Source organism: Streptosporangium lutulentum (assembly GCF_030811455.1).
Lineage (GTDB): Bacteria > Actinomycetota > Actinomycetes > Streptosporangiales > Streptosporangiaceae > Streptosporangium > Streptosporangium lutulentum.
The window spans coordinates 6,672,290-6,688,018 of the sequence record NZ_JAUSQU010000001.1 but is presented as its reverse complement, the minus strand read 5'-3'; the positions used below and the strand labels follow the sequence as shown (position 1 = coordinate 6,688,018).

Sequence of the window (15,729 nt, the reverse complement as noted above, 5' to 3'; positions counted from 1 at the left end):
GCTGCCACTTTTGACAGGAAAAAGCACCATGTCATCCACGCCGATCCGCCTCCTCTACGTCACCGATCTGATGTACGAGGCGAGGGGCCGCCGATACTGCGACGAGGACATCTACCTGTCCTCGCGGCTTCGCGAGGATTTCACCGTCGCGCTGTGCGATCCGCTGGAGGCGATGGCGCTCATGGACTCCTTCGACGCCGTCGTGATCCGTAACAGCGGGCCCGTGCTGCGCTATCAGGATCGCTACGACGCCTTCCGGGCCGAGGCCCGCCGGCGCGGCACCTGTGTCTACACCCAGTTGACGGGCAAGGCCGACATGGCGGGCAAGCAGTATCTGGTCGACCTGAGCGCCGCCGGGTCTCCGGTCATCCCGACCGTCGACCGCCACGCGGATCTCCACCAGCTGCCCGAGGTGGAGGAGTACGTCGCCAAGCCCAAGCTCGGGGCGGACTCCATCGGGCTGACCTTCGTGACCCGGGACGAGCTGGAGGGGCTGGCGTTCGACGACCTCCTGGTCCAGCCGCGCATCCGCTTCCGCTACGAGGTGTCGTTCTATTTCGTGGACCGCACCTTCCAGTACGCCCTGTACGCTCCCCAGCCCGATCAGCGATGGCGCCTGGAGAGGTATGAGCCGACCCCCGCGGACCTGGACTTCGCCCAGGGCTTCGTCGACTGGAACGCCGTCGACCGCGGCATCCAGCGCGTCGACGCCTGCCGTACCCCCCAGGGGGAACTCCTGCTGGTCGAGCTGGAGGACCTGAACCCCTACCTGTCCCTGGACCTTCTCGACTCCGCGACCCGCGAGGTCTTCGTCTCCGGCATGAAGGGCTCCCTCCGCGGTCTTCTCGCCGAGAGCCGTTCCTGACGTCCTCCTCGATCTGGAGGCCGAGGACTCCCGCGTCTGAAGGCCGATGACTCCTGCGGCGCCGCGTCACGCGGCGCCCAGGCGGGTTCCCGCTTCGATGGTCGCGCGTCGTCCACGCCGCTTCACGGGCACCCCGGGCGAGGGCCCCGGAAGTGGTTCGCCGTCCTCGCTATCCGGCGCGCATCGCCTGGAGGAAGGTACCGCCGACGTCTATCACCTCGGTCGTGGTCGTGGCGGTCTGCGCGAGGTCGAGGAAGATCTCGTCCGCGCCCGCGGCGGTGGCGGCCAGCGCGTAGTCGATGATCTGGTTGAGCGTGCCGGACCTGGGGATCTGGTCGGGCTCGGCTTTGTGGTCGGTCAGTTTGACGTTGAGGCGAAGGACGAAGCGCAGGCTGGAGGGATCGCGGCCCGCGGCCTCGGCCGACCGCTGGGCGATCGTCCACAGGCCGGTGAGGTACTCCAGAGGTCTGCCGACTCCCAGCCAGCCGTCGGCTCGCCGGCCGACGCGTCTCAGGCTCACCGGGGTGTAGCCGCCGAGCAGGATCGGCAGGCGGGAGCCCTGCTTGGGTTTGGGCATGATCTTCGTCGGGGGGATCGTGAACAGCGGCCCGTTGTGTTCGATCACGTCGGAGAACCAGATCTTCTCCAGGACGTCGAGCGTCTCGTCGAATCTGGCGCCCCGGTCTTCCCAGGGCACGTTCACGGCGGTGTATTCGTCCTCCAGCCAGCCCAGTCCGAATCCGGCGTCCAGGCGACCGCTGCTGAGCACATCAAGAGTGGTCAGGGCGCGGGCGAGGAGCACGGGCGGATACCACGGGGCGTTGAGGGTGCTGGTGCCCAGGCGGACCCGTTCGGTGTGAGCGGAGGCCAGGGTGAGGACGCTGAGCGGCTCAAGATAAATGGCGAACTCGCGCGGCATCACGCCGTCGTTGGTGGGATAGGGATTGCTGGGATTGATCGGGTTGAGGATGCGGTCGCCGGCCCACAGACTGTCGAAGCCCATCGCCTCGGCTGCCCGGCTCACCTCGATGACGGCCTCGGGGTTTGCGAATGCGCCGTATTGAGGAACGGCCAATCCGATACGCATGTGATCAAACTCCTGGAAGTGGATCTCGCGCGATGGGTTTCGTCACGACGCGCGGATCTCGCGCGCTGCGGGCATCCATGACCCGGCGATGACACAAAGCGCTTACAGCCTCTGTTGGGCGCCATTAAGAATGTATAGCGTACATTAGGGTCACTTCAGGATCATTTGGTATATTTGGACATTTACATGCTTAAAGGGAACTTTATGGTGAACGGCAGCGGGGGCGCTTCCCTGGTGTTCCGGGACCCTCGCAAAGCCTGAGTCCGGCGGTGTGGTGACCGTCGTCAGGTCCGCGCCCGGCGTCGCGACGCCCGCGCCCGACGGGGCGCCGGGCTCGCCCCGTCGTCCGGCGACGATGCCGGGACGGCTGTCGGAAACACCGTCGATCTTGGGCGATGAGGCACACAACGGTGAGTTAGCCTCGGACCGCCACCCCTCTGGTCACTCTGGGTAGATGCGATGATATCAATGGGTTACCCCGCGAGTCCGGAGAATGAGGGGTAATCGGGCGATGGGCAAGATAACGACGCATGCGCTGGTCGTTTTTGTGGGATGTGCGGTGATTGCCACCCTCCCGTACTCGGGGGGAAAAGGTGAGCGACCCGCGTACGGCGAGCACGCATCGGCCGTCGCCCTCACGAACGGGGGCCGGTCGGCCGAGCGGTTCACGCTCAGGAACGGCGGCCGTGTGCCGATCGTCATCGCCCACCGCGGCGCCAGTGCCGTCCGGCCCGAGCACACGCTTCTCGCCTACAGGTCCGCCATCCGGATGGGCGCCGACTTCCTTGAGCTGGATCTGGTCTCCACCAAGGACCACGTACTGGTCGCCCGGCACGAAAACGAGATCTCGAAGACCACCGACGTCGGGAAGCACTCCGAATTCGCCGGCCGGAAGACGACCAAGATCATCAACGGTCACACCTGGACCGGCTGGTTCGTCGAGGACTTCACGCTCGCCGAGTTGCGCACGCTTCGGGCCAGGGAACGCCTCCCCAAACGGCGGCCGAGCAACACGGTGTACGACGGGAAGGCACTGATCCCGACGCTGGAGGAGATCGCCGACCTCGCGCAGAAGCACGGCGTGGGCATCTACGCCGAGATCAAGCATCCGGCCTACTCCGCCTCGATCGGGCTGCCGCTCGAAAAGCCGATGCTGGAGATCTTCAAGCGACACGGCTGGGACGACGCGAAGGACCCGGTGTTCATCCAGTCCTTCGAGCCCGGAAGTCTCAAGGCGCTGCGGCCCGCCACGCGGTTACGGCTCATCCAGCTCGTCGGCGCGCCCCGTACCCCCTCCGGTCAGATCAAGCTCGACTGCGCGCCCGCCCACCACGATCTGCTCACCCCGGAGGGGCTGCGGCAGGTCGCCCGGTACGCCGACGGCATCGGCGTGACCACGACGTGGATCGTGCCCGCGGGTCCCCGAGGGAAGCTGGGCTCTCCCACCTCGCTCGTCCAGGACGCTCACCGCGCGGGCCTCGTGGTTCACGCCGCGACGGTTCGCGGCGAGAACTCCGAGCTTCCCGCGATCTACAGACGGGGCGATCCCGGCGACAGGGACTACTCGCGCGCCAAGGGCGACGCGGTGGGCTGGGTGCGGCGGCTGTACGAACTCGGGGTGGACGGAGCGTTCGCCGACGACCCCGGGGTCGCCCGGGTCACCCGGGACCGCCTGCTCGCCGGGGCCGGCCACCCGCGGCGCGGCTGATCGAGAGGGCCGATCGGAGGAGCGGCGGGGGGAGAATCGAGAGAGCCGACCTGAGGAGCGGCGGGGGAGAGAGGATTACTGTGGTCGGATGAGCAGTTCATCCCCTTTCCGGAATGTCGCCTCCGAGGTCCTCGCGTTGCGAGCCTCGTCCTTCGGCGCCGAGGCGGCGGCGTACGCGGAGGAACGGCCCGACTACCCCGACGACGCCGTGCTGTGGGCGCTTGAACCCGTCTCGGGTCGCGCGCCGTTGCGCGTCCTCGATCTCGGGGCGGGGACGGGGAAGCTGACCGGGGTCCTGCTGCGGCACGTCACCGACGTCGTGGCGGTGGAGCCCGACGCGGCCATGCTCGACCAGCTCCGCCACCGGGTGCCCGGAGTGCGGGCCATGGCCGGGTCGGCGGAGGGGATCCCGCTGCCGGACGGCTCGGTGGACGCGATCCTGATCGGGCAGGCGCTGCACTGGTTCGACCTCGACCGGGCCATCCCCGAGATGACCCGCGTCCTGACGCCGGGAGGGGTGCTGGCGGGGCTCTGGAACCTCGACGACGACCAGGTTCCGTGGGTCGGCAGGCTCAAGGAGGTGGCCAGGAGCACGGTGTCGTTCAGCCGGTGGCGGCCCGAGTCGATCTCCCTGGAGGGACCGGACGTCCTCGTGGTGGAGAATGCCCGGTTCCCGCACGGCCAGCGGCGGACCGTCGAGTCGATGGCGGCGACGATCGCCACCCACTCCCACGTGCTGACCCTTCCCGCGGACGAGCGGGCCGAGCTGACGGCCCGGGTCATCGACTACCTGCGATCCACCCCCGAGACCGCGCACGGCGAGTTCGAGCTTCCGATCGTCACGGTGGTGATCCGGGCACTGCTTCACTGACCGGAGCTTGGCCCGGAGCTCGGCCCGGAGTGATCAGGTGGGTCCGGCGAGCAGGTGCCGCGCGACCTCCAAATCCGTGATCGGCGCGTTGGCCCGTCCGCCCCGATGATCGGCCGTGTCGCCCGCGAGGCGCCTGGCCTGCTGTTCGTCGTTCGCGGGGCCGGGTGATCGGTCGCGGACGGCTCCGAAACCCCTCCCCGGAGCCGGCCTTTTGAGGGTTCCGCGGATTTGCGGCGATGTTCACTGTGAGATAGATGGGAATTTGTGTCCGTTTAGCCCACTCGTCTCGCGTGTCTTACTCTCTCTTCGTAGTATCTATGCCGAACCGTGACCATGACCTGTAAGCCTTAGCAACCGGCATAAAACCGGTCGATCAATCTGGAACAGGGAGAAACTGTGCGGAAGTCCACGGCGCGACGTCGAGTCGCGGTCAAGACAGCCGCGATCACCGCAGCGGGTGCGGGCATCCTTTTTGGTGCAGTTCCTGCGATCGCCTCCATTTCCGCAGCTCCCAAGCCTGTGAACTACAGCTGTACGGTCGGGGAGACGGGTACGTCGCCCTCCCCGTACCTGTTCCAGATGGATCTCACCGGTCCGCTGACGACGCCGGCGCCGAACACCGCCGTCGTGGCGACGTGGAAGATCACCGCGCCTTCCCCTGCCGTCACCGCCACCGCGAGCATTCCCGCGACCGGGCGCCTCATCGTCGAGGCGGACATGGTGGTCGCCGGTCCCCTCCCGACCCCCTCGGAGTCCCGCGTGGTCGACGCCACCGCCGCTCCGGCCGCGGTGGCGGCCGGGGCCGCGTTGGTACCGCCCCCCATGCTCGTCACGGTGACGCCCACGGCGACCGGCGCCGTCACGCTTCAGCCCGGGGGATTCACCCTGTACCTGAATTCCGGGACCGGGACCGGGACCGGGACCAACAGCGATGTCGAGATGCTCGACTGCACCCTCGCGACCCCGGCGGAGGCGTCCGCCGCGGCGCTGGTGCTCAATGTGCAGTCTCCCGGCACCGGGACCTCCCCTACGACCACGCCCTCGACGACCCCGCCCGTGACGCCCTCCACCACTCCTCCGGTCACCGTTCCCTCCCCGACCATCACCGTCACCGAGACCGAGACGTCACAGCCGCCCAAGACGGGCCAGGTCGAGAGGACTCCCGCGGGCGCCGCCTCCACGGGCGGCGGCGGGGACGCCGGTCCGGATGCCCGGCTCTTCATGATGAGTGGCGCGCTGTTGGTGGCGTTCGCCGGAATCGGCGGGCTGGCGCTGCGGCGCCGTACCGCCGCGAACCGAGGCTGATCGGGGTGGCGGGATGAGCACCCCGACACCGGAAGGCATGCCGCCCGGGTACCCCCACGGGCCCGCTCCGCACTACGGGCAGCCGCCGATCCAGCCGCAGTACGGGCAACCGGGATACCAGCCCTACGGCCCGCCGTACGAGGAGTGGCCGTCCGGCGAGCCCGTCGCGGGCGGCAGGATCCTGCGCTCGGTGCTCATCCTGGCGGGGATCGCCGGGGTGGTCACGATCCTCGTGGGCATGCTGCTCGTGATCGCCTCGCCCGAGGAGTACGGCCTGGCGGACCAGCGCACCACGCTGCCGCCGCGGAGCCAGGTGAACGCCGCCGAACCGGTGAACCCGTACTTCCAGGGGCCCGCGAACGCCCCGCCTCCCCAGCCGAGCCTTCCCCCCGCCCCGGCCATGCAGCCTTCGACCCCGGTGCGCCTGGTCATCCCGAGGCTCGGCGTCAACGCGCCGATCAAGTCCGTCGGGCTCGACCGGCAGGGCGCGATCGAGGTGCCGCCGGTCTCCGCTCCGAACCTGGTCGGCTGGTACCGCTCGGGCCCCACCCCGGGGGAGGCCGGTCCCGCCGTCCTGCTCGGGCACAAGGACACCCGGTCGGGAAGCGCGGTCTTCACCCGGCTCGACGAGATCCGCAACGGCGACGTCATCGAGGTGTACCGCAAGGACGGCATCATCGCGGTGTTCACCGTGGGCGGTCTCGAACAGGCGGAGAAGGAGGTGTTCCCGACGCAGCGGGTGTACGGCGAATCACCCAACCCCCAGCTTCACCTGATCACGTGCGGCGGCGTCTACAACCACGCGACCGGCCACTACACCGACAACGTCATCGCCTACGCGACCATGACGGGCACCCGCAAGAAATAGGGGCCGCCCGGCCCGGCGAGGGCCGGTGATCCAGGCCGGTCGACGGCGTCGTCCTCCGGGCCGGCACGTCTGCCGCCGGTGGCCCCGGCGACCACGGCCGGGCCGCGTCAGCCCAGGGTCAGTCCAGGCAGAACTCGTTGCCCTCGGGGTCGGCCATCACGATGAAGCCGGCGCTCATCGGGGGCTCCGGCTCGTCGCGACGTATCCGCTTCGCTCCCAGCGCGACGAGCCGGTCGCACTCGGCCTCCAGCGCCGCCATCCGCTCCTCTCCCCGCAGCCCGGGAGCCGTACGGACGTCGAGGTGGACGCGGTTCTTGACGACCTTGTCCTCCGGCACCCGCTGGAAGAACAGCCGCGGGCCGTGGCCGTCCGGGTCCTCGATGGCCGATCTCGTGTTGCGCTGCTCCTCCGGCACGCCGATCCGCGCGAGGAAGTCGTCCCACGCGGCCAGCGGGTCGGCGCCCTCGGGCAGGTCGACCCCGGGCGGGCCGGGGTGGACGTAGCCCAGCGCGTCGCGCCAGAAGGACGACAGCGCCCGCGGGTCGTGGGCGTCGAAGGTGATCTGGATGTGGCGGCTCATCGGGTCGCTCCGTTCGTGGCGGATTTCGTGTGCGAGTAGAGGTCGCGCAGCAGGCAGACCTCGGACAGATGGTGGATCAGCTCACGGTGGATGTGCAGCACCAGATCGGCCATGGGCGCCTCGGGATAGGGCTCCTTCGCGCCGACCGGGACCAGGAGTCCGGCCTCGCCGAGGCCGCGCACCCCGGCCAGCCAGACGTCGAGCTGGGCCTGGAGCTGGTCGAGCGCGGTGGCCGCGCCGCCGGCGTACTCCCAGGTCTCGTGCGACGCCGCGGGGGCGCCGAAGTGCGCCGCGTTGCGCATGGCGAGCACGCCGACGATGACGTGACCGAGCCGCCAGGCGATCGTGGTGAAGGCCGCGGGGACCGGGCCGGGGAAGGCGTGGTCCATCGTGAAGTCCCCGGAGCCGAACTGCACGGGCGCCGTCGAGCTGCCGCGCGGCCGCACGCTCCAGGCGTCCGGCGCCGGTGACCAGAAGTACTCGTCGTCGGTGAGGCCGTCGAGCCGGGCTCGGAGCTGATGGTTCCAGTGGAACTCCCACTGCTCGCGCAGCGCCCGGTTCCAGTCGGGTTCGTCTGTGTCCATGCGGCCACCCTGGCACCCCTGGCGGACAGAATCGGTCCGCTATCTCTGGCAGGGTGGGCGACATGGACGTGGCGAGCGGTGACGAGCGGGGCACGACTTCGAGGTGCTCGACCCCCCGGAGCTCGGGACGCGCTGCCGCGTGCTGGCGGAGAGGCTGCTGGCGGCCGGTGCGACGTTCCCCCCAGTCGCCGGTGAGCGGGCCTGACGTGCGGGACCGGACGGCCGGTGAAGGACTCCGGCCTCGCTACGGTGGATCACGCGTTCTCGTTCGGGAGAAGCGCACGGTGACATCGCGAACGGAGCAGCCTCATGGAAGACCTGGACCGCGGTGCCGACCGGCAGGACGAGATTCCGCTGGTCGGTGACGGCGTCACGCAGGGCATCGTGCGGGTGGGAGACACCGTCCGCCGCCCGGTCCGGCCCTTCACCCTGACGGTCCAGGCATACCTGGCGCACCTGCGTGACGAGGGGTTCACGGGAGCCCCGGTCCCCTTCGGGCTCGATGACCAGGGGCGCGAAGTGCTGTCGTTCGTCCCCGGAGACGTTCCCCGCGAACCGCTCCCGCCGGACACGGCGGGCGAGGAGGTCCTGGTCGAGCTCGCACGGCTCGTTCGCCGGCTTCACGACGCCGCCCAGAGCTGGACACCGCCCGCGGACGCGATCTGGGGAGGGATCCCCGGGACGCAGGGCGCGAGTTCGACGCCCGACGACGAGCCCCCGGTGGTCAGCCACCGTGACTACTGTCCCGGCAACGTCGTCTTCCGCGACGGGCTGCCCGCGGCTCTCATCGACTTCGATCTCGCCAAGCCGACGACGAGGGTCTACGACATCGCCAACGCCGTCTACTACTGGGCGCCGCTGCTGCACCCGAAGGACAGGGCGCCCGCCTTCGCGGACCTCGACATCCCTCACCGCGTCGCCGTGTTCGCCGACGCCTACGGCATGAACGCGGCCCAGCGCCGCGCCCTGATTCCCCTGGCGACCACCATGATCCACCGTTTCCACGTCAACATGCGCGCCGCCGCCGAGGTCGACCCGGTGTTCAGGCGTTTCTGGGACGAGGGACTGAAGGACCGCCTGCCCCGGGCCGAAGCCTGGATCCGGGACGAGGGTCCGGCCATCGCCACGCGGCTCACCGCCGCCCCGTAGGACCGGCCTCCGGCCGTCGTCGGCTTGGACAGGACACGGACAAAGGTTCTGTTGTAGCCTCTTAGTAACCGAACAATGCTCGGTTTAATGAGCAGGAGGCACTGTGGCAGAGGCGTACATCGTCGGGGCGGTCCGTACCCCGGTCGGTAAGAAGAAGGGCGGTCTGTCCACCGTCCACCCCACTGACCTGGCCGCGCACACTCTCAAGGCGCTCATCGACCGCACGGGAGTCGACCCGTCCGCGGTGGAAGATGTGATCATGGGCTGCGTCATGCAGTTCGGCCCGCAGAGCATGGACATCGCGCGTAACGCCTGGCTGTCGGCCGGTCTGCCGGAGAACGTGGCCGGGGTGACCATCGACCGCCAGTGCGGCTCCTCCCAGCAGTCGATCCACTTCGCGGCCCAGGGCGTGCTCTCCGGCACCCAGGACCTCGTCGTGGCCGCCGGTGTGGAGTCCATGAGCATCGTGCCGATGGGCTCCTCGATCAGCGCCGCGATGGAGAAGGGCATGCCCTTCCCGTTCGGCGCCGGATGGGTGGAGCGGTACGGCAAGCAGGAGATCTCCCAGTTCCGGGGCGCCGAGCTCATGTGCGAGAAGTGGGGGCTCGAACGCGAGGAACTGGAGCGGTTCGCCTACGAGAGCCACCAGCGGGCGGCCAAGGCCATCGCGAACGGCTACTTCAAGGACCAGATCGCCCCGCTCAACGGCGTCGAGGACGACGAGGGCCCGCGTCCGGACAGCACGCTGGAGAAGCTGGCGTCGCTGAAGACCCTGAAGGAGGGAGGCCGCATCACGGCCGCCACCTCCTCGCAGATCTCCGACGGCTCCGGTGCGCTCCTGATCGCCTCCGAGCAGGCGGTCCGCGACCACAACCTGACCCCCCGAGCCAGGATCGTCACTCTGGCGCTCACCGGCGACGACCCGGTCTACATGCTGACCGCGCCGATCCCCGCGACGCAGAAGGCGTTCAAGAAGTCCGGTCTGTCCATCGACGACATCGACGTCACCGAGATCAACGAGGCGTTCGCCCCGGTGCCGCTGGCGTGGATCAAGGACATCGGCGCGGACCCCGCCAAGGTCAACCCGAACGGCGGCGCGATCGCCCTCGGCCACCCGCTGGGCGGGACCGGCGCGATCCTGATGACCAAGCTCCTGCACGAGCTGGAGCGCAGCGGCGGCCGGTACGGCCTGCAGACGATGTGCGAGGGCGGCGGCCAGGCCAACGTCACCATCATCGAGCGCCTGTAACGGACGACCGTCGGCCCGCCACAGGCACACGCCGGTGTCGTCCCCTTCGCGTCTCGCCTCGGGGGCGTTCGCCGAGAGCGGGGACGCCCCCGGGAGCGACGACCGGCGGACGTCGGAAACGGGCCGCTCGTGGGGGCGGCTCCGATCGGTCGCGCGACCGATCGGAGCCGCGTACGTCGGCAGGGCGGTCTTGCCGATCCCCGGCTCTCACCGGGCGACCGGAGCGCGGATACCCTGAGCGAATCCCGGCGATGACGGATATCTTCGCCCCCGTACGGCATGAGCGACAAACTACCTAAGTACACCTGTCGAGTGACTTAACTACGACAGATTCCTCATGGTGGCGGTTCCCCTAACGTCTCTCCCATGAGTCACATCAACCAGCCCATTGCCCGCCATGACGCCGCCCTGGACGAGACCGACCCCGTCGCCGGCGAGAAGACACGGACCAAGAACGGCGCCTCCATCGATCCGGTGGCGACCGCCGAGGGCGTGACCCGTGAAATCGTGGGAGAGCTGCTCCGCCGGATCGGCGAGGGCGACCATGACAAGGTCGCCGAGCTGTTCGCCGAACGGATCGACTGGCAGCTCAACTGGCCGGCCGAAGGACATCCGGCGGTCCCGTGGATCCGCCCGCGCTCCGGCCGTGCCGACATCGGACAGCACTTCCGGCTGCTGGACGCGCATCACGTGCCCGAGCTGAACGGCACCTCGGTCACGCGGATTCTGGTGGACGGGGACCACGCCGTCGTCCTCGGGCACATCGCCCAGACGGTCAAGGCCGGCGGCCGATCCTACAGCTCGGCCTTCGCCCTGCACCTGACGGTCGAAGACGGATTGATCACCCGCTATCACATCTACGAGGACAGTCTTTCGGTCGCCGAGGCGCTTAAGGGCTGAACAACCGGAAGGGCGACGGGCGGGGATCCGACGACATCATGCCAGGTCAGAGGGATCACCTGGGAAGCGGGAACGTCCCGGCCCCGCAAGCGAAGGCCGGGGCCGGGACGTTCGTCTCAGCGGCCGCCCTTGCCGGGAATCCGGCGCGGCTGCTGGGTGGGCCTCATCGGCAGGTGCGGCATCGGCAGGTGCCGGGGCGCCGCCGGAGGCAGGTTCCGTTCGGGCAACGGGGTGTGGGTCTTGGTGGTCTTACCTTTACCGCTGCGCTTTTTGCCGGCATGAATTCGCATATGGACTCCTTGAAGATTGTGACGACGCGGCGAAATCCCGGGTCGGAAACTCAGCTGCCGCGTCAGACGAACGGGCCAGAGTGCTGAGTGCGGGCGGATCAGCTAGGGCTGATCGACGCCGGCTCTTAGGAGTTAATCCACATGCCAAGACCGTACGACGGCCCTTTGAACGGTGCAACCTATTTATTTTCAGACCCGGACAGAACCCCGTCGGTACGGATGGAAGCCTCGGCGTGAGCGGGGACCGCCGACAGGGACACGGGCTCCGGAGCGGATGCGGACGCGGGTTCGGGGGAGTCGAAGGCGCGGTGCCGGCTTCCCGGTCGGATGCGTCGCGGAACACGCGATTCAGCGGTAGGGGGACCAAAAGACGGCCCCGCCCTCTTCGGAGGACGGGCCGCCCTCGGCCGTACGGAGGGTCCTGCTGGTTTTCAGGCGCCGCCCTGTTGCGGCTCTTCGCACGGGCCCAAGGTTCAGAGGCAAGTCCCTCGGAGTCCCAGGCGTTACGGAAGATCGCCCACGCGGTCGACGATGCCACGAGCCGTCTGGGTCCATGCGACGATCACATGGCCCTCGGCGTACTGGCCCTGGGGGGAACGAGGAGTCCGCTCACCGCTCCCGATGAAGATCCGTCGGCCTCCGAGGCAGGTGTAGTCGTCCGGGTCGATGATGATCTCGTGGCGCGTCCCGTCCGTGTCGTCGAAGTAGATTCCCATGCCTTGGCGACCCATCAGGTCCCGCACGTTCTCCTCGACCCCGATGCCCTCCAGCTTGGACACGACGGTGTAGAGGGCGGCCCGCAGGCGGGGCGGAGGGGCACCTTGCTGAAGGATCATCTGGACCTGATTGAACAGAGCCTGTGCCTCTGACCGGGCGGGGTGGTCCTCACGGTCCTTGCGCAGACGATCCAGCAGGGCGGTCGGATCCACGGGAAGGGAGCGCAGGTAGGCGACGTCCCATCGGGGAAGCCCGGAGTCGCCAGTGATAACGCTGGTGGTGATCACGCCGTTGCCGATGGCGGCGACCCCGCCGCCCTTTATGGTGGGACGCCGTGCCTGCTTCTTGCCGTCACCTTTCTGCCAGAGTTCGTGGATCTGCGGCTTGACCGCCCCCGGGGTGCTCTCCTCGTAGGAGGTATGAATCAACGCCTTGGTGTAGAGCCACTGGTCGGCACGAGGGTAGACGTCCGTCCGCTTCGCGGCAGCCGCCATCGCGCGTTGTGCCAGGCTCTCCACGCTGGCCATCGGAACCCATGCGGAAGCACCGGCGATTCCCTTCCTCGAAGCGGTGCCATCGAGATTCTGCGCGACCGTCACGCCGAGGGCGAGCGCGAGACCGAGGGCTCCGGCGCCGGCCAGACTCAGCACCGTACGCCGGGACCGGCGGGGAGACGGCTCGGGAACCATCGCGGCGAGCAGTCGCTCCCGCGCGGCGTGCAGGGCGCGGGGGTCGCTCCGCCGTACCTCCGAACGCAGGTCCTGGATCAGATCAAGGTCGTTCACGAGGTTCCCTCACTCATACGGGTCGGGTTGACGCCGCCCAGGGCGCGGACGACCTTGCTTCGGGCACGCGACAGGCGCGAGCGCACCGTGCCGATGGGGATGTTCAGCGCCTGCGCCGTCTCCTCGTAGGTGAGGTCGCCCCAGGCGATCAACAGCAGTACGTCGCGCTCACCGCGCCCCAGCTTCGCCAGCGCGGTGGCGAGCGGCTTCCGGGTGGCCGAGGCGGAGACCCGGGCGGCCACCTGCTCGTCGAACGCCACCGCCACGGGATCCTCACCGGTGCGGGCCAGCGCCCGGTAACCGCGCATCTCCGCCCGCCGGTGACTGCCGATGACGTTCGTGGTGATGCCGTACAGCCAGGGCAGTGCCTCCGGGCGGCCGAAGTCGTACCGGTGCCGCTTCTCGAACGCCCTGGTGAACGTCTCGGCGACCACGTCTTCCGCGTGTTCGGGGCCGAGACGCCGGACAACGTAGCGGTGCAGCACGGCGGCATGCCGGTCGAACAGTTCCGCGAAGCATTCGGGGGTGCGCAGCGACGCCTCGATGATCGATGAGTCGTCTCGCTGGTCCGCCCGCCGGGCGTGGTCGTGCATCGACGACCGCGTGGCCGTGCGAAGCGGAGGATCCGCCAAGGCGAGCTCCTGTTCGGGGGTGATTGTCACGACGGTACTTATCCGGAGGATCGGTTGAGGTTCCCGCCGGAAAGCCGCGGACGGAGATCCAGCCGGTTCTGTGACGCCGACCCGTCGCCGGCGCCCGCCGGACGATCGGGGAGCGCTCCGAACCGGTGAGGACGGAGCCGCCTCCGGCCACTGTCAGGTCCGGCACCGGGTCCGGGCGGGGGCGGGTACGGCGTGCGTGCGCGCCGTACCCGCGCCTCCTCAGTGGATCGGCCGGTGCACGTTCTCCGTGGCCGACGGGCCGGGTTCGGCGGCGGCGATCCACGGCCCCTCTATCGAGGGGTCGAGGACACCCTCCTCCAGGAACGTGTAGCGGCCCTGGAGCAGGTGGTGCGCCAGTCGTACGTCTCGCGAGTCGTTGTTGTCCCACAGGCGGTCGAACAGCGCGTCGGCGCGGATCCTGGCCTGGTGGCAGAAGGTGTCGGCGATCTCGGCGGACTTGCGCCCCAGATCGGTGGCCTCCTCATTGGCCCGGATGCACGTCGCGGTGATCGCGAACAGCTCGGCGCCTATGTCCACGATCCGGCCGAGGAACCCCTGCCGGTGTTCGAGCTTCCCCTGCCAGCGGGACATGCCGTAGAAGGTGGAGCGGGCGAGCCTGCGGCTGGTCCTCTCGACGTAGCGCAGGTGCTGGGCGAGGGCGCCGAACTCCGCGTAGGAGCCGGGCCGGTTTCCCGAGCCCGCGACCAGCGTCGGCAGCCAGCGCGCGTAGAACCCTCCCGCCTTCACCGCGGCGCGGGCCTTGGCCCGGTTGTCCAGGGACGGGTCGATGAGCTCGCCGGCCACCGTCAGGTGCGCGTCCACCGCCTCGCGGGCGATCAGCAGGTGCATGATCTCGGTGGACCCCTCGAAGATCCGGTTGATCCGCACGTCCCGCAGCACCTGCTCGGCGGGGACGCCGCGCTCACCCCGGGCGGCCAGCGACTCGGCCGTCTCGTAGCCGCGTCCGCCGCGGATCTGGACCAGCTCGTCGGCCACCTTCCAGGCCATCTCCGACGCGTACAGCTTGGCGAGCGCCGCCTCGATCCTGATGTCGTTGCTCTCGTCGTCGGCCAGACGGCACGACAGGTCCATCACCGCTTCGAGGGCGTAGGCCGTGCCGGCGATGAAGGCGATCTTCTGCGCCACCGCCTCGTGGTCGCCGACCCGGTGTCCCCACTGAACCCGCTCGTTGCACCACTCCCTGGCGATCTTCACCGCCCACTTCGCGTTTCCCGCGCAGACGGCGGGCAGCGAGAGCCGCCCCGTGTTGAGCGTGGTCAGTGCGATCTTCAGGCCTTGGCCCTCGCGGCCGATCAGGTTGGCGACGGGGACGCGGACCTGGTGGAACCTGGTCACGCCGTTCTCGATGCCGCGCAGGCCCATGAACGCGTTGCGCCGTTCGACGGTGATCCCGGGGCTGTCCGCCTCGACGACGAACGCCGAGATCCCCTTGCCGGTGCGGGCCATCACCACCAGCAGGCCCGCGACGACCCCGTTGGTGGTCCACAGCTTCACGCCGTTCAGCACGTAGTCGTCGCCGTCCCGCACCGCGGTGGTGGCGAGCCTGGCGGGGTCGGAGCCGACATCGGGTTCGGTCAGCAGGAAGGCCGACACCTCGCCCTTCGCGCAACGGGGCAGGAATCTCCGCTTCTGCTCCGGGGTGCCGAACTGCTTCAGCGGCTGCGGCACCCCGATCGACTGGTGTGCCGAGAGCAGCGTGCTGAGCGCCGGGCTGTACGACCCGACCAGCATCAACGCCCGGCCGTAGTCGAGGTGGCTGAGTCCCAGCCCTCCGTACTCCTTCTCGGTGGTGATCCCGAACGCGCCGAGCTCGGCGAGCCCCTTGACCACCTCGTCGGGCACCTGCGAGGTCCGCTCGATCAGGGCCGGATCCACCTGGGTCTCCAGAAACCGCCTCAGGGCCCGCAGAAACTCCTCTCCCCGCTCGGTCTCTGCCTCGGACAGAGCGGGGGCGGGATGGACCAGATCGAGACGGAAATTTCCCAGGAAAAGCTGTTTGCCGAAGCTGGGGCGGGACCATTCCTTCTCTCTGGCCTGCTCAGCCACCTCTCGTGCCTTGGCGTAATCGGTCATCGTGACCTCCTCGGG

Annotated in this window: 15 protein-coding genes; 8 read left to right on the top strand and 7 right to left on the bottom strand. The window is 69.1% G+C overall.

Going from position 1 to position 15,729, the window contains the following annotated elements:
- Nucleotides 1-28: 28 nt before the first annotated feature.
- Entirely contained in the window at nt 29-865 is an 837-nt protein-coding gene (locus tag J2853_RS29595) for an ATP-grasp domain-containing protein (protein ID WP_307563651.1), read from the top strand.
- A 169-nt stretch (nt 866-1,034) separates the two neighbouring features.
- Here J2853_RS29595 and J2853_RS29590 read toward each other — a convergent pair whose 3' ends face one another.
- Nucleotides 1,035-1,952, bottom strand: a complete 918-nt coding sequence (locus tag J2853_RS29590) for a TIGR03619 family F420-dependent LLM class oxidoreductase (protein ID WP_307563649.1) — start codon at nt 1,950-1,952, stop codon at nt 1,035-1,037.
- A 559-nt stretch (nt 1,953-2,511) separates the two neighbouring features.
- Here J2853_RS29590 and J2853_RS29585 point away from each other — a divergent pair.
- The 4 genes from J2853_RS29585 to J2853_RS29570 all read left to right on the top strand — a co-directional run bounded on the left by J2853_RS29585 (nt 2,512) and on the right by J2853_RS29570 (nt 6,704).
- Nucleotides 2,512-3,660, top strand: coding sequence for a glycerophosphodiester phosphodiesterase family protein (locus J2853_RS29585; RefSeq protein ID WP_307563647.1), 1,149 nt, complete (start codon nt 2,512-2,514; stop codon nt 3,658-3,660).
- 88 nt (nt 3,661-3,748) lie between these two features.
- A complete protein-coding gene (locus J2853_RS29580; protein WP_307563645.1) occupies nt 3,749-4,531 on the top strand; it encodes a class I SAM-dependent methyltransferase in 783 nt (260 codons plus the stop codon).
- A 579-nt stretch (nt 4,532-5,110) separates the two neighbouring features.
- Entirely contained in the window at nt 5,111-5,836 is a 726-nt protein-coding gene (locus J2853_RS29575) for a hypothetical protein (protein WP_307563643.1), read from the top strand.
- A 13-nt stretch (nt 5,837-5,849) separates the two neighbouring features.
- On the top strand, nt 5,850-6,704 hold the full coding sequence (locus J2853_RS29570) for a class F sortase (RefSeq protein WP_307563641.1): 855 nt from the start codon (nt 5,850-5,852) through the stop codon (nt 6,702-6,704).
- Between the two features lie 118 nt (nt 6,705-6,822).
- Here J2853_RS29570 and J2853_RS29565 read toward each other — a convergent pair whose 3' ends face one another.
- Nucleotides 6,823-7,284, bottom strand: coding sequence for a VOC family protein (locus J2853_RS29565; protein WP_307563637.1), 462 nt, complete (start codon nt 7,282-7,284; stop codon nt 6,823-6,825).
- Complete coding sequence (locus tag J2853_RS29560) at nt 7,281-7,868, bottom strand: DinB family protein (RefSeq protein ID WP_307563635.1); 588 nt, start codon at nt 7,866-7,868, stop codon at nt 7,281-7,283. The genes J2853_RS29565 and J2853_RS29560 overlap by 4 nt, the downstream gene beginning before the upstream one ends.
- Nucleotides 7,869-8,177: 309 nt before the next feature.
- Between J2853_RS29560 and J2853_RS29550 the strand changes: the two genes are divergently transcribed.
- The 3 genes from J2853_RS29550 (at nt 8,178) to J2853_RS29540 (ending at nt 11,166) form a co-directional block, all read left to right on the top strand.
- Complete coding sequence (locus J2853_RS29550) at nt 8,178-9,017, top strand: phosphotransferase enzyme family protein (RefSeq protein WP_307563633.1); 840 nt, start codon at nt 8,178-8,180, stop codon at nt 9,015-9,017.
- A 103-nt stretch (nt 9,018-9,120) separates the two neighbouring features.
- The gene (locus J2853_RS29545; RefSeq protein ID WP_307563631.1) at nt 9,121-10,266 is read left to right on the top strand and encodes an acetyl-CoA C-acetyltransferase; all 1,146 of its coding nucleotides are present in this window, start codon (nt 9,121-9,123) and stop codon (nt 10,264-10,266) included.
- A 366-nt stretch (nt 10,267-10,632) separates the two neighbouring features.
- Entirely contained in the window at nt 10,633-11,166 is a 534-nt protein-coding gene (locus tag J2853_RS29540) for a nuclear transport factor 2 family protein (RefSeq protein WP_307563629.1), read from the top strand.
- A gap of 116 nt (nt 11,167-11,282) precedes the next feature.
- On the opposite strand, the gene J2853_RS29535 is transcribed toward J2853_RS29540, so the two are convergent.
- The 4 genes from J2853_RS29535 to J2853_RS29520 all read right to left on the bottom strand — a co-directional run bounded on the left by J2853_RS29535 (nt 11,283) and on the right by J2853_RS29520 (nt 15,714).
- Nucleotides 11,283-11,456 carry a hypothetical protein gene (locus tag J2853_RS29535; RefSeq protein ID WP_307563628.1) on the bottom strand — a complete coding sequence of 58 codons (174 nt, stop codon included), beginning with the start codon at nt 11,454-11,456 and terminating at the stop codon, nt 11,283-11,285.
- 503 nt (nt 11,457-11,959) lie between these two features.
- Nucleotides 11,960-12,958 carry a CU044_5270 family protein gene (locus J2853_RS29530; RefSeq protein ID WP_307563626.1) on the bottom strand — a complete coding sequence of 333 codons (999 nt, stop codon included), beginning with the start codon at nt 12,956-12,958 and terminating at the stop codon, nt 11,960-11,962.
- Nucleotides 12,955-13,620, bottom strand: coding sequence for an RNA polymerase sigma factor (locus J2853_RS29525; RefSeq protein ID WP_307563624.1), 666 nt, complete (start codon nt 13,618-13,620; stop codon nt 12,955-12,957). Before J2853_RS29525 ends, J2853_RS29530 begins: the two co-directional genes overlap by 4 nt.
- A gap of 219 nt (nt 13,621-13,839) precedes the next feature.
- On the bottom strand, nt 13,840-15,714 hold the full coding sequence (locus J2853_RS29520; protein ID WP_307563622.1) for an acyl-CoA dehydrogenase family protein: 1,875 nt from the start codon (nt 15,712-15,714) through the stop codon (nt 13,840-13,842).
- Nucleotides 15,715-15,729 lie beyond the last annotated feature (15 nt).

Coding starts and splice junctions, on each gene's coding strand:
- J2853_RS29595 (WP_307563651.1), top strand. CDS start 29: ATGTCATCCACGCCGATCCGCCTCCTCTACGTCACCGATCTGATGTAC.
- J2853_RS29590 (WP_307563649.1), bottom strand. CDS start 1,952: ATGCGTATCGGATTGGCCGTTCCTCAATACGGCGCATTCGCAAACCCC.
- J2853_RS29580 (WP_307563645.1), top strand. CDS start 3,749: ATGAGCAGTTCATCCCCTTTCCGGAATGTCGCCTCCGAGGTCCTCGCG.
- J2853_RS29575 (WP_307563643.1), top strand. CDS start 5,111: ATGGATCTCACCGGTCCGCTGACGACGCCGGCGCCGAACACCGCCGTC.
- J2853_RS29570 (WP_307563641.1), top strand. CDS start 5,850: ATGAGCACCCCGACACCGGAAGGCATGCCGCCCGGGTACCCCCACGGG.
- J2853_RS29565 (WP_307563637.1), bottom strand. CDS start 7,284: ATGAGCCGCCACATCCAGATCACCTTCGACGCCCACGACCCGCGGGCG.
- J2853_RS29560 (WP_307563635.1), bottom strand. CDS start 7,868: ATGGACACAGACGAACCCGACTGGAACCGGGCGCTGCGCGAGCAGTGG.
- J2853_RS29550 (WP_307563633.1), top strand. CDS start 8,178: ATGGAAGACCTGGACCGCGGTGCCGACCGGCAGGACGAGATTCCGCTG.
- J2853_RS29540 (WP_307563629.1), top strand. CDS start 10,633: ATGAGTCACATCAACCAGCCCATTGCCCGCCATGACGCCGCCCTGGAC.
- J2853_RS29535 (WP_307563628.1), bottom strand. CDS start 11,456: ATGCGAATTCATGCCGGCAAAAAGCGCAGCGGTAAAGGTAAGACCACC.
- J2853_RS29520 (WP_307563622.1), bottom strand. CDS start 15,714: ATGACCGATTACGCCAAGGCACGAGAGGTGGCTGAGCAGGCCAGAGAG.